14 protein-coding genes are annotated in these 12714 nt (G+C 48.6%); 13 read left to right on the top strand and 1 reads right to left on the bottom strand.

Annotation, left to right across the window (positions count from 1 at the left end; all coding sequences use genetic code 11):
* Positions 1-57: 57 nt before the first annotated feature.
* The 13 genes from PREMU_RS05325 to PREMU_RS05265 all read left to right on the top strand — a co-directional run bounded on the left by PREMU_RS05325 (position 58) and on the right by PREMU_RS05265 (position 12115).
* Entirely contained in the window at positions 58-1047 is a 990-nt protein-coding gene (locus PREMU_RS05325; protein ID WP_007573698.1) for a PhoH family protein, read from the top strand.
* Entirely contained in the window at positions 1025-1975 is a 951-nt protein-coding gene (locus PREMU_RS05320; RefSeq protein WP_007573696.1) for a phosphoribosylaminoimidazolesuccinocarboxamide synthase, read from the top strand. Before PREMU_RS05325 ends, PREMU_RS05320 begins: the two co-directional genes overlap by 23 nt.
* On the top strand, positions 1975-2709 hold the full coding sequence (ubiE, locus tag PREMU_RS05315) for a bifunctional demethylmenaquinone methyltransferase/2-methoxy-6-polyprenyl-1,4-benzoquinol methylase UbiE (protein WP_007573695.1): 735 nt from the start codon (positions 1975-1977) through the stop codon (positions 2707-2709). The genes PREMU_RS05320 and ubiE overlap by 1 nt, the downstream gene beginning before the upstream one ends.
* Positions 2710-2743: 34 nt before the next feature.
* A complete protein-coding gene (locus tag PREMU_RS05310; protein ID WP_007573693.1) occupies positions 2744-3484 on the top strand; it encodes a shikimate dehydrogenase family protein in 741 nt (246 codons plus the stop codon).
* An 8-nt stretch (positions 3485-3492) separates the two neighbouring features.
* Positions 3493-4656: an AIR synthase-related protein gene (locus tag PREMU_RS05305; protein WP_007573692.1), complete on the top strand. Its 1164-nt coding sequence runs from the start codon at positions 3493-3495 to the stop codon at positions 4654-4656.
* Positions 4657-4677: 21 nt separating this feature from the next.
* A complete protein-coding gene (gene prfA / locus PREMU_RS05300) occupies positions 4678-5793 on the top strand; it encodes a peptide chain release factor 1 (RefSeq protein WP_007573691.1) in 1116 nt (371 codons plus the stop codon).
* A gap of 147 nt (positions 5794-5940) precedes the next feature.
* A complete protein-coding gene (pyrF, locus tag PREMU_RS05295; protein ID WP_007573689.1) occupies positions 5941-6762 on the top strand; it encodes an orotidine-5'-phosphate decarboxylase in 822 nt (273 codons plus the stop codon).
* A gap of 134 nt (positions 6763-6896) precedes the next feature.
* Positions 6897-7940, top strand: coding sequence for a UDP-3-O-(3-hydroxymyristoyl)glucosamine N-acyltransferase (lpxD, locus tag PREMU_RS05290; protein WP_007573688.1), 1044 nt, complete (start codon positions 6897-6899; stop codon positions 7938-7940).
* Between the two features lie 7 nt (positions 7941-7947).
* Positions 7948-9342 carry a bifunctional UDP-3-O-[3-hydroxymyristoyl] N-acetylglucosamine deacetylase/3-hydroxyacyl-ACP dehydratase gene (locus PREMU_RS05285; RefSeq protein ID WP_007573687.1) on the top strand — a complete coding sequence of 465 codons (1395 nt, stop codon included), beginning with the start codon at positions 7948-7950 and terminating at the stop codon, positions 9340-9342.
* 55 nt (positions 9343-9397) lie between these two features.
* Positions 9398-10168: an acyl-ACP--UDP-N-acetylglucosamine O-acyltransferase gene (lpxA, locus tag PREMU_RS05280; protein ID WP_007573685.1), complete on the top strand. Its 771-nt coding sequence runs from the start codon at positions 9398-9400 to the stop codon at positions 10166-10168.
* A 2-nt stretch (positions 10169-10170) separates the two neighbouring features.
* Entirely contained in the window at positions 10171-11097 is a 927-nt protein-coding gene (gene miaA, locus PREMU_RS05275; RefSeq protein WP_040558017.1) for a tRNA (adenosine(37)-N6)-dimethylallyltransferase MiaA, read from the top strand.
* A complete protein-coding gene (locus tag PREMU_RS05270; RefSeq protein WP_007573681.1) occupies positions 11094-11588 on the top strand; it encodes a thioredoxin family protein in 495 nt (164 codons plus the stop codon). The genes miaA and PREMU_RS05270 overlap by 4 nt, the downstream gene beginning before the upstream one ends.
* Positions 11589-11605: 17 nt before the next feature.
* A complete protein-coding gene (locus tag PREMU_RS05265; protein WP_040558654.1) occupies positions 11606-12115 on the top strand; it encodes a nitroreductase family protein in 510 nt (169 codons plus the stop codon).
* Between the two features lie 21 nt (positions 12116-12136).
* Here PREMU_RS05265 and PREMU_RS05260 read toward each other — a convergent pair whose 3' ends face one another.
* Positions 12137-12712: a GNAT family N-acetyltransferase gene (locus PREMU_RS05260; RefSeq protein WP_007573677.1), complete on the bottom strand. Its 576-nt coding sequence runs from the start codon at positions 12710-12712 to the stop codon at positions 12137-12139.
* Positions 12713-12714 lie beyond the last annotated feature (2 nt).

The following is a 12714-nucleotide window of genomic DNA, read 5'->3' as shown; positions in this document are numbered from 1 at the left end:
TATCAAGGAAAAACAGTAAATTTGCACCAAATAACAAACGCATAATCAATCACACATTTGATAGAGAAACACATCGTACTTGAAGACATCGATCCCGTAACATTCTACGGTGTCAACAACGGGCATCTACAGATGATTAAGTCGCTATACCCCAAGACACGCATCGTGGCAAGAGGCAACGTGCTGCGCGTACTTGGTGACGAAGAGGAGATGTCCAAAGTGGAGGAAGAAATAGAGACTATGCGCAAGCATATCCTCAAATACAACACACTCACCGAAGAAGACATCCTCGACATTGTCAAAGGCCACAAGACCAAGGCAGACGCTGCAAAGGACGTATTGGTCTACAGCATTTCAGGCAGACCCATCAAAGGCCGATCAGAGAACCAGCAGAAACTCATTGACGCCTTCGCCATAAACGACATGGTATTCGCCGTAGGGCCTGCAGGCACCGGAAAGACATATCTCAGTATCGCACTCGCCGTCAAAGCTCTGAAAGAGAAAGATATCAAGAAAATCATCCTCAGCCGTCCTGCTGTGGAAGCGGGTGAGAAACTCGGATTCCTGCCAGGCGACATGAAAGACAAGATCGACCCCTACCTGCAACCGCTGTACGACGCCCTTGAAGACATGATACCGGCCGTGAAACTGCAGGACATGATGGAGAAACACGTCATACAGATTGCCCCACTGGCCTTCATGCGTGGACGCACGCTCTCCGATGCTGTCGTCATCCTCGATGAAGCACAGAACACTACACCCGCGCAAATCAGAATGTTCCTCACCAGAATGGGATGGAATACAAAAATGATCATCACAGGCGACATGACACAGATAGACCTGCCGCGACAGCAGAAGAGCGGCCTGCGGGAAGCCTTAGAGATACTTGGTGGCATTGAGGGAATCGCTGTCGTCAACCTTACACAGAAAGACATCGTTCGGCACAAGCTTGTCACGAGAATCGTGAACGCCTACGATGCCTATGACAGAAAGATAGCTTCGCTAAAATCAAATAATACGCAAAATGAAAGCATTGACAAGGACTGAGTTCCATTTCGATGGACAAAAGAGTGTTTACCACGGTAAAGTACGTGACGTTTACGACATCAATGATGATCTCATCGTAATGGTGGCTACTGACCGCATCTCCGCCTTTGATGTGGTATTGCCCAAGGGCATTCCCTTCAAGGGCCAGGTGCTCAACCAGATAGCCTCTAAGTTTCTTGACCTCACCAGCGACATTTGCCCTAACTGGAAACTCGCCACGCCAGACCCGATGGTAACCGTAGGCCTGAAGTGCGAGGGGTTCCGTGTGGAGATGATTATCCGCGGCATCCTCACTGGCTCAGCTTGGCGCGAGTACAAGAACGGCTGCCGTGAGCTCTGCGGCGCGAAGCTGCCTGAAGGCATGCGCGAGAACGAGCGATTCCCCGAGCCTATCATTACTCCTACGACGAAAGCCGACGAGGGGCACGACATGAATATCTCCAAAGAAGAGATCATCAAGCAAGACATCGTGTCGGCCGAGGACTATGCTGTCATTGAGGACTGGACGCGCAAGCTCTTCGCTCGCGGACAGGAAATCGCCGCCAAGCACGGCCTTATTCTTGTCGATACGAAATACGAGTTTGGCAAGCGCGACGGCAAACTCTATCTTATCGACGAAATCCATACGCCCGATTCCAGCCGCTATTTCTATGCTGACGGCTATGAGGAGCGCTTTGCAAAGGGCGAGCCGCAGAAGCAACTCTCGAAAGAGTTTGTACGCCAGTGGCTCATTGAGCACAACTTCATGAACCAGCCCGGACAGACTATGCCGGAGATTACCGACACTTATGCCGAGAGCGTCTCAGACAGATATATTGAGCTTTACGAGCATATCACTGGTGAGAAATTTGACAAAGCCGCTGAAGAAGGCGATATTGCCGGAAGAATCGAGAAGAACGTCAAGGCTTGGCTTGCCAAAAGAAAGTAATGTACGAGCAAGAAAAGATCAATCCATACGGCAAGCAGGGGGAAAAAGGGCAGTTGGTGGAGACGATGTTTGATAACATCGCTCCCACCTATGACACCCTGAACCACCGGCTGTCGTGGGATATTGACAAAGGATGGCGAAAGAAAGCCATTAAGTTGCTGGAGCCCTACCACCCCAAGTCCATTCTCGACATTGCCACGGGTACGGGCGACTTCGCTATCCTCGCAGCACAGAAGCTGACCCCTGACAAGCTCATCGGGGCTGACATCTCAGAAGGGATGATGGAGATCGGATGGCAGAAGGTGAAACGGCTTGGGCTGGACGACGTGGTGTCGTTTCAGAAAGAGGACTGTATGGCCATGTCGTTTTCCGACGAGACCTTTGACGCGGTGACCGCAGCGTTCGGTATTCGCAACTTCCAGAATTTGGACCAAGGACTCCGAGAGATGTGCAGAGTACTTAAGAGGGGGGGACATTTAAGCATCGCAGAGCTCACCACACCCGTTTCTTTCCCCATGAGGCAGCTGTTTCGCGTTTATTCTCACACATTTCTACCTCTCTACGGAAGGCTCATCAGCAAGGACCAAAGCGCTTACAGTTATCTCACAGCAACCATCGAGGCCTTCCCGCAAGGTGAGAAGATGATGGAAATACTCAGAGAAGCGGGATTCTCAAAAGTGAGTTTCAAGCGACTAACATTTGGTATCTGCACTATCTATTTTGCAGAGAAATAAGAAAATATTCTTCACGATAAATACACTTCACGAAATGGACAAATACGGACTGATAGGCTACCCGCTGGAGCACTCGTTCTCCATCAGCTTTTTCAATGAGAAATTCCGAAACGAAGGAATTAACGCCGTGTATGAGAACTATGAGTTACCGACCATTGATCAACTGCCCGAAGTGCTTGACACCAATCCCGAGCTGCGCGGACTTAACGTCACCATTCCCTATAAGGAAAAAGTCATCAGTTTTCTTGATGGACTCAGTCCGGAAGCCAGCGAGATCGGCGCGGTCAATGTCATCAAAATAGAGCACAAAGGAAAAAAGACAGTACTCAAAGGCTACAATAGCGATGTGATAGGGTTTACCCGAAGCATAGAGCCCTTGATTGAGCCTTTCCACAAAAAAGCGCTCATCTTAGGAACCGGTGGCGCTTCGAAAGCCATTGAGTTTGGTTTACATTCATTGAAATTAGAAACCCTCAAAGTTAGTCGGTCGGGCAAAGACGGAGCCATCAAATATGAGGATGTGTCTCCGGAGACGATCAAAGAATACAATGTCATCGTCAACTGTACCCCTTGTGGCATGTTCCCACACGCTGACGAGTGTCCGAAACTTCCCTATGAGGCCATGGACAACCACACTCTGCTCTACGATCTTATCTATAATCCCGATGAGACTCTGTTCCTAAGCAAAGGCAAAAAATATGGAGCAAATGTCAAGAACGGCCTTGAGATGTTATTGCTACAGGCTTTCGCAAGTTGGGAATATTGGAATAAATAACAAAACATATGAACAACAGATACATGATGCGCGGTGTCTCAGCCGCAAAAGAGGATGTGCACAATGCTATCAAGAACATCGACAAAGGCATTTTCCCACAGGCTTTCTGCAAGATTATTCCCGATATACTGGGCGGTGACCCTGACTATTGCAATATCATGCATGCTGACGGAGCAGGAACAAAGTCGTCGCTGGCCTATATGTACTGGAAAGAAACCGGTGATCTGAGCGTGTGGAAGGGTATTGCACAGGATGCCATAGTAATGAATACTGACGACCTGCTCTGCGTGGGAGCCGTAGATAACATCTTAGTATCCTCAACGATAGGAAGAAACAAGATGCTCATACCCGGAGAGGTCATCTCCACTATCATCAACGGTACCGACGAGTTCCTTGCCCAACTACGTGAGATGGATATTGGAATTTGGCCTACCGGCGGCGAAACGGCTGATGTGGGCGACCTTGTCAGAACCATAATTGTAGACTCCACAGTTACCTGCCGCATGAGGCGTAGCGATGTTATCAACAACGCCAACATCCGTCCGGGTGATGTCATTGTAGGCCTGAGCTCTACAGGCAAGGCTACTTATGAAGACCACTACAATGGAGGAATGGGCAGCAATGGGTTAACGAGTGCCCGCCACGATGTGTTTGCCAAATATCTTGCAGAGAAATTCCCGGAAAGCTACGACCACGCTGTGCCCAATGGACTGGTATACAGCGGCAAATACCATCTCACCGACAAGATTGAAGACCTTGACGTAGACGCCGGCCAACTCGTACTCTCCCCCACTCGCACCTACGCACCAGTCATCAGACGGCTCATCGATGAGTTGCACCAGGAAATCCATGGCATGGTGCACTGCACAGGTGGAGCGCAGACCAAGGTGCTGCACTTCGTGAGTGACAATTGCCGCGTAGTGAAAGACAATATGTTCCCCATCCCACCACTGTTCAAAATCATTCACGACTGCTCGGGCACCGATTGGAAAGAAATGTACCAGGTGTTCAACATGGGTCACAGAATGGAGATCTATGTGCGTCCGGAGGTTGCCGATAAAGTCATTGACGTGAGCAGGAGCTTCAACATCGACGCTCAGATCATCGGACATATTGAGGAGGGCAAACGTTCTCTGACGATCCACTCGAAGTACGGGGAATTCAACTATTGATAGAAGAAAGAACGCACAGGAATGGCTGAAGAAAAGAATACTATTTTACAGAAACTTGACGGCCTTGAGGCACGTTATGAGGAAGTATCGACACTGATTACCGACCCAGAGGTTATTGCCGACCAAGGCCGTTATGTCAAACTGGCAAGGGAATATAAAGAGCTCGGAGACATCATGGATGCCCGTAAACGCTATACTGCCTGTCTCAATGCTATCAAAGAGTCCAAGGACATCATTGTGAATGAAAGCGATCCTGATATGAAGGCTATGGCCCGGGAAGAACTGCAAGATAATGAGGCTTTGCAACCTAAGCTCGAAGAAGAAATCAAACTGTTGCTGGTACCCAAAGACCCTGAAGATGCAAAGAACGTGCAGATGGAGATACGCGCGGGGACGGGTGGCGATGAAGCCGCGCTCTTTGCCGGTGATCTCTTCAATATGTATAAGCGTTATTGCGATATCAAAGGTTGGAATGTCAGCGTGACATCGTTCAACGAAGGCGCTGTCGGTGGTTACAAGGAAATTGACTTTGCCGTGAGCGGAGACAATGTATATGGTACATTAAAATATGAGTCTGGTGTTCACCGCGTGCAGCGTGTACCGGCCACTGAAACGCAAGGGCGCATGCACACAAGTGCCGCCACCGTAGCTGTTCTGCCAGAAGCCGATAAGTTTGAAGTGCACATCGATGAAAGCAAAATCAAATGGGACACCTTCCGATCCAGTGGTGCCGGTGGCCAGAATGTCAACAAGGTGAGCTCAGGCGTGCGCTTGCGATATCCCTGGAAGAACCCAGAAACTGGCGAAGAGGAGGAAATTCTCATTGAGTGTACCGAGACGCGTGACCAGCCGAAGAACAAGGAGCGTGCCTTGAGCCGCCTCTATACTTTTGTCTATGACCGTGAGCACGCTAAATACGTGGGAGACATCCAAAGCAGACGCAAGTCGCTCGTCTCTACCGGAGACCGCTCGGCAAAGATCCGCACCTACAACTATCCCCAAGGTAGGGTGACCGATCATCGTATCGGATATACCATTCACGACCTGCAGGGCTTCATGAATGGAAATATCCAAGACATGATTGATCATCTCACCGTGGCCGAGAACGCAGAGAAACTCAAAGATAACGAGTTGTAAGGTTATGGCAAGATTCTGGACACGAAAAAACGAGGATCACAGTAAGGAAGAGGAAACTATGCAATCCGATGATTTCCTTGTTAGACTCTACAAAAAGAAAAACGATAAAGCCTTAGAAAAGCCAAAAATAGAAAATACCAAATAATCATGAACAGACAACAACTTGTCAAGGAGATTTTTACGAAGAAGTCATTTCTCTGTGTTGGCCTGGATACAGACATTAACAAAATACCGACCTTCCTTAAAGATGACAAGGATGCTATCTTCGAGTTCAACAAGGCTATTGTTGATGTCACAGCTCCCTATTGCGTAGCCTATAAGCCCAACCTGGCTTTCTATGAGTGCTATGGCATCGAAGGAATACGGGCACTCGAGAAAACCGTCAACTATATACGCGGAGCCTATCCCAGTCACCTCATCATTGCGGATGCCAAGCGCGGGGATATTGGTAACACCTCGGCGATGTATGCCAAGTCTTTCTTCGAGGAGCTCAACGTTGATGCACTCACCGTGGCTCCCTACATGGGCGAAGACAGCCTGACGCCATTCCTCGAATACAAGGACAAGTGGATTATCGTACTCGCGCTGACCAGCAATAGGGGTAGTCACGACTTTCAGTTGACGACAGACAACGACGGCGAGCGCCTCTTTGAAAAAGTGATTCGCAAGACACAACAATGGAGTACTGAGGAGAATATGATGTATGTCGTCGGCGCCACACAAGGCAAGATGTTTAAGGACATCCGTCGTGTGGCCCCACACCACTTTCTCCTTGTCCCAGGTGTGGGAGCGCAAGGCGGTAGCCTGCAGGAGGTCTGTAAATACGGTATGACTAAAGACTGCGGACTGCTTGTCAACTCCAGTCGAGGTATCATCTATGCAGGACATGACGAACATTTTGCCGAGGCTGCCAAGGAAAAGGCAAAAGAGCTACAACAGCAGATGCAAACAGAGTTGGAAGCGCTCTGAATATTTCACAAATGACGCATAAGTGTGCAACTACACGCCGTTTGCCTGATAAAATTCCCAAATAATCCGAACAGAATCCCATTGTTCGGAAATAATTCATTATTTTTGCAGAAATATTTCAAAACAGAGACATCATGGAATTTTCTGCCAAACAGATAGCCCAGTTTATTCAGGGAAGAGTGGAAGGAGACGAAAACACCACGGTACACACTTTCGCCAAGATAGAAGAAGGCGTGCCTGGCTCCATCTCTTTCCTTGCCAACCCAAAATACATCCACTATATCTACGACACGATGTCGAGTATTGTCCTTGTGGATGATAGTTTGGATTTCGAACACCCTGTTAAGACTACGCTCATTCGTGTGAAGAATGCCCGCGACTGCGTGGCTAAGCTCTTGCAGCTCTATGCGGCAAGCACACCGAAGAAGAAGGGCATTGACCCATTGGCATTTATTTCACCCAACGCCAAAATCGGTACAGACTGCTATGTCGGTGCATTCTCGTACATAGGTGACGGCGTGGAGATTGACAACGGTTGTCAAATCTATCCCAACGTGACCATCATGGAGAATGTCAAGATGGGAGCGGGGTGTATCATCTATCCTCATGTAAGCATCTACCAAGGATGCCGTATTGGCAATTCCGTTGTGCTGCATTCAGGTTCCGTTATCGGTGCAGACGGCTTTGGATTTGCGCCAAATCCGGAGACCAACCAATACGACAAGATACCTCAGATTGGAATCGTAACGATCGAAGACAATGTTGAGATTGGTGCTAACACATGTGTAGATCGCTCTACGATGGGTTCCACCATCGTGCGCAAAGGCGTGAAGCTTGACAACCTCGTACAGATAGCTCACAACACTGATATCGGCGAGAATACGGTGATGTCGGCCCAAGTGGGTGTTGCCGGCTCGACAAAAGTGGGACAGTGGTGTATGTTCGGTGGCCAAGCAGGCGTCTCTGGGCACATCACCATCGGTGACCGTGTGTTGCTCGGTGCACAATCAGGTGCTCCATCGTCACTTAAGAGCAACCAAACATTAATTGGTACGCCTCCCGTCGGAAAAATGACATTCTTCAGAAGTCATGCCTTGGTCAACAAGCTACCAGATCTTTACAAACAACTCAACGAACTACAGAGAGAGGTTGCTGAACTCAAAAAGAATAAAGAATAACACAGATATGAACGCTGAAAAACAAAAGACGCTGGGTGGCAGTTTCTCCCTCTCGGGGAAGGGCCTGCATACAGGGCTTAACCTCACTGTTACCTTTAATCCTGCACCCGAGAACACTGGCTATAAGATACAACGCATCGACCTGGAAGGGCAACCCGTCATTGAGGCCATCGCCGAAAATGTCGTCGACACGCATCGTGGAACTGTACTTCAAAAGGGAGAGGCACGCGTTTCCACTGTTGAGCATGGCATGTCCGCCCTCTACGCCTCGGGCATCGACAACTGCCTCATTCAGGTTAATGGACCAGAATTCCCTATTCTTGATGGAGCCGCTGACATATATGTAGAGCAAATCAAGAAGGTGGGCATCGTGGATCAAAATGCGCCAAAAGACTATTATATCATCCGAAAGAAAATTGAAGTGAGAGACGACGAGAGTAAATCTGTGATTACGATTCTTCCCGACAAAGATTTCTCCATTACGGCCATGTGCTCGTTCAATTCTAAGTTTATCAGCTCACAGTTCGCCACCCTTGATAGCATAGACAAATACTCCACTGATATAGCGCCAGCACGCACATTCGTTTTTGTGCGGGATATTGTGCCCCTACTTGAGGCTAATCTTATAAAAGGTGGTGATCTCGATAATGCCATTGTGATCTATGAGCAACAGGTTGAGCAAGAAAAACTCGATAAACTGGCAGACCTACTTCATGTGCCGCATATCGACGCCACCAAGATTGGTTATATCCAACACCACCCGTTGCGGTGGGACAACGAGTGCACCCGACATAAGCTCCTTGACATCATCGGCGACATGGCCTTGATCGGCAAGCCTATTAAAGGCCGCATCATTGCCACACGCCCCGGACACACAATTAATAACAAATTTGCACGCCTTATGCGTAAGGAGATTCGCAAGCATGAGGTACAGGCTCCAATCTATGATCCCAATGATGAGCCACTAATGGACAACATCCGCATCCGCCAGCTGCTTCCTCACCGCTATCCTATGCAGCTCGTGGACAAGATAGTCGCCATGGGTGCCACTACCATCGTTGGCGTAAAAAATGTCACAGCCAATGAGCCCTTCTTCCAGGGGCACTTCCCACAGGAGCCCGTTATGCCAGGCGTACTGCAGATTGAGGCCATGGCACAATGCGGCGGACTACTTGTACTCAGCCAGCTGCATGAACCCGAGAAATGGTCCACCTATTTTCTGAAGATTGACAATGTAAAGTTCCGACATAAGGTCGTACCAGGCGATACTCTGCTCTTCCGCGTCGAGTTAATCAGCCCCGTACGCCATGGCATCAGCTCTATGAAAGGCTATATGTTCGTCGGCGACCACGTCGTCTCTGAAGCTACCTTCACTGCACAAATTGTCAAGAACGAAGAGTGAAAAGAAAAAATGATAGCAAAGAAGAAGTTCACAAAATAATCAGTAATAATCATTTATGAATCAGATAAGCCCACTGGCATTCGTTGACCCCGACGCAAAACTCGGCGACAACAACATCATCGGCCCCTTCTGCTTTATTGATAAGAATACTATCATTGGCAACAATAATGTGCTGCACAACAGCGTTACCCTGAACTATGGCACACGTATGGGTAGTAATAACGAGGTGTTCCCGGGGGCAAGCCTCTCCACAAAGCCACAGGACCTAAAGTTCAAAGGCGAAGACACTCAATGTCTTATCGGTGACGGCAACAGCATCCGTGAAAATGTCACCATTTCGCGTGGTACTGCGTCGAAAGGCGAAACCATTGTCGGTAACAATAACCTACTCATGGAGAATATGCATGTGGCACACGACTGTGTATTAGGCAACAACTGCATCATCGGCAATTCTACGAAATTCGGCGGTGAGGTCACCATTGACGACAATGCCGTTATTTCTGCCACCGTCCTTACTCACCAATTCTGCAAGATTGGCGGTTATGTAATGATTCAAGGTGGTTGTCGCTTCAGTCAAGATATACCCCCATACATTATTGCCGGCAAGGAGCCTACCCGCTATTGTGGCATCAACCTTGTAGGGTTGCGTCGCCACGGCTTTAGCAACGATCTCATCGAACTCATCCACAATGCTTACCGTCTCATCTATAGCGAGGGCATCATCGCCGACGGCCTGAAGAAGATCCAGAGCGAGTTACAGGTGACACCGGAAATTCAATATATCATCGACTTCATCTCAACCTCCAAACGGGGTATTATCCGTTAGACTTGAATACGCTCTTCATGCTTCTTGGTCCCACGGGTGTTGGTAAGAGCGAGGCGGCTCTGACCATTGCCAGGTATCTCGGCTCACCTATCATCAATGCTGATTCACGGCAAATCTACGCGGAGATACCTATTGGCACTGCTGCCCCTACCCCTCTGCAGCAAGAGAAAGTGCGTCATTACTTCGTCGGTAATCATTCCATTGACGATTACTACAGTGCGTCGCTCTATGAGGAAGACTGTCTCTCCCTCATAGAGCGGCTTTTCCATGGTACCGAAGACGGCACCCTACATCAGAGTTTGCTGCTCACCGGCGGTAGTATGATGTATATAGATGCCGTATGTAAAGGCATCGATGACATCCCTACTATAAACGAAGAGACACGCCAATGGATGAAGCAAAGGCTCGAAAGCGAAGGTTTGGAAAAACTTGTCGAAGAACTTCATCGAATGGATCCCGACTATTGGGCAATTGTCGACAAAAACAATCCACGCCGTGTAATCCACGCTTTAGAGATCTGTCATCAGTCGAGGCATACATATTCTTATTATAGAAAGGGATCTGTCAAGCGGCGTCCTTTCCACATTGTCAAGATAGGGTTGAACCGTCCCCGTGGAGAGATGTACGAACGCATCAACAACCGCGTAGTCAAAATGGTTGACGACGGACTTGTTAACGAGGCTCTTTCCGTTTATGACAGGCGGGAACTCAATGCGCTCAACACGGTCGGCTACAAAGAAATGTTCGACTACCTCGATGGCCTCATCTCTCTTCATGAAGCTATTCGGCAAATACAGTCAAACACCCGCCGCTATATGCGCAAGCAGCTCACATGGTTCAAAAAAGATGTTGACATACAATGGTTCAATCCTGATCATCTCAAAGACATCATACAGTTAATAACAAACCATAACCAAAACGCATTATGAAGAAATCAATCTTAACGCTCCTGCTGGCTCTCGTCACTATAATGGTGGGCGCACAGTCAACATTAAAAAAAGTGTACGACGAGTCCATCAATCCGATGGAGCAAATAGACCAGGCTCTCGTCCAAATAAAGTCCGCAAGTCCAAGTAAGTTTATCATCTGCCAAGTTGGCGGAAATTGGTGTCCATGGTGCCTAAGGTTTGCCGATTTCATCAGTAAGGATTCCGACATTACGAAGGTGATTACCGACAATTATCTGTACCTCCACGTCAACTACAATCCTCGCAAAGCCAACAATACAGCAGCCGAGACCTTGATGAAGCGGTTAGATAACCCGCAGCGTTTTGGTTTTCCTGTCTTTGTCGTCCTCAATGCCAATGGAAAGGTACTGCATATTCAGGATTCCAGTTTCCTTGAGGAAGGGAAAGGCTATAATAAGGAAAAGGTGCTCCGTTTCCTGAACGCATGGACGCCTAAGGCCGTGAAGCAATGACCCAAAAAGAGAACAGTATGGAATTCAAGGAGCTCTCTACTCTGCGTTTCTCAACACGTAAATTTACTGAGGAACGGGTCAGCAAGGCTGACATTGACTATATCATGGAATGTGTGCGTCTGGCTCCATCGGCCTGCAACAAGCAGCCCTGGAAGTTCTTGCTCTTGACCTCTGATGAGGCTAAGGCCAGCATCCGAAAATGCTACGACCGCCCTTGGTTCACCACCGCACCGATGTACGTGCTATGTTTAAAGAATACCAAAGGCTGCTGGGTGCGCCAAGGAGATGGCAAAGCCCACGGTGACATCGATCTCGGCATAGCTGTAGAGCATCTCTGCCTGGCGGCAGCTGACAGAGGATTAGGCACATGTTGGGTGTGCAACTACGATGTCTCGGCCGTCAACCAGCTTTTTCACATAGAGGGCTTTGAGGCTGTTGCCATTATCCCCGTAGGACACATTGCTGAAGATTGTCCCCATACAGAGAAAAAGCGCAAAGAGCTCGCAGAGATTGTGGAAGTGAGATGAAATGCGATCCCATGTTGCATTTTATCCTTTGAAATATTGTAGATGGTTCATTGCGTGCCCACCCCACATCGTCGCATTGACAAACTCGAAACCAATGGCACGGTAGAGCCGTTCAGCCCATGGGTGTGTATGGTCCACCAACAAGCCCACGGGCTGACTACCGTACCGCCTGATAGCTTCTCCGATCAACCGCGTAGCGATACCGTGTTTACGGAAAGCTGACTTCACACACAACGAGTCAAGATAATACTCGCCCTCAGTCGTTTCATCTTTCATTCCAGAGAAGTCCCGCCCAAAATATTCCTGCATTTTTTCCACAAAGCGCACGCGCAACTTCCTCAGTTCTTTACCGTCGTATCCCACCAATATTCCCGCTATCTCCCCTCCCGTCATAGCAACCAAAGTGTTACGATAAGAATACTGACTGTCGTCCATTCTGACAAGATCTGTCATCATGCGATGGAAATCGTCCAGCGAATGCTCAGGGCCGGCAAAATGTAGACAGCAGTCATAGTCCATCGCTTCCATGATCAATGAGGCTATTTCTGCAGCCTGATCCTTCGTACCGCCGACAATACGAACCTCCTCGTCACACATAC

The organism is Hallella multisaccharivorax DSM 17128 (assembly GCF_000218235.1).
Lineage (GTDB): Bacteria > Bacteroidota > Bacteroidia > Bacteroidales > Bacteroidaceae > Prevotella > Prevotella multisaccharivorax.
This window is presented reverse-complemented; position numbering and strand designations above follow the sequence as displayed.

Excerpts from the sequence above, each read along its gene's own strand:
- pyrF (WP_007573689.1), top strand. The coding sequence starts at position 5,941 with ATGAACAGACAACAACTTGTCAAGGAGATTTTTACGAAGAAGTCATTT.
- PREMU_RS05270 (WP_007573681.1), top strand. The coding sequence starts at position 11,094 with ATGAAGAAATCAATCTTAACGCTCCTGCTGGCTCTCGTCACTATAATG.
- PREMU_RS05265 (WP_040558654.1), top strand. The coding sequence starts at position 11,606 with ATGGAATTCAAGGAGCTCTCTACTCTGCGTTTCTCAACACGTAAATTT.
- prfA (WP_007573691.1), top strand. The coding sequence starts at position 4,678 with ATGGCTGAAGAAAAGAATACTATTTTACAGAAACTTGACGGCCTTGAG.
- PREMU_RS05260 (WP_007573677.1), bottom strand. The coding sequence starts at position 12,712 with ATGTGTGACGAGGAGGTTCGTATTGTCGGCGGTACGAAGGATCAGGCT.
- ubiE (WP_007573695.1), top strand. The coding sequence starts at position 1,975 with ATGTACGAGCAAGAAAAGATCAATCCATACGGCAAGCAGGGGGAAAAA.
- lpxA (WP_007573685.1), top strand. The coding sequence starts at position 9,398 with ATGAATCAGATAAGCCCACTGGCATTCGTTGACCCCGACGCAAAACTC.
- PREMU_RS05305 (WP_007573692.1), top strand. The coding sequence starts at position 3,493 with ATGAACAACAGATACATGATGCGCGGTGTCTCAGCCGCAAAAGAGGAT.
- PREMU_RS05310 (WP_007573693.1), top strand. The coding sequence starts at position 2,744 with ATGGACAAATACGGACTGATAGGCTACCCGCTGGAGCACTCGTTCTCC.
- PREMU_RS05285 (WP_007573687.1), top strand. The coding sequence starts at position 7,948 with ATGAACGCTGAAAAACAAAAGACGCTGGGTGGCAGTTTCTCCCTCTCG.
- PREMU_RS05320 (WP_007573696.1), top strand. The coding sequence starts at position 1,025 with ATGAAAGCATTGACAAGGACTGAGTTCCATTTCGATGGACAAAAGAGT.
- lpxD (WP_007573688.1), top strand. The coding sequence starts at position 6,897 with ATGGAATTTTCTGCCAAACAGATAGCCCAGTTTATTCAGGGAAGAGTG.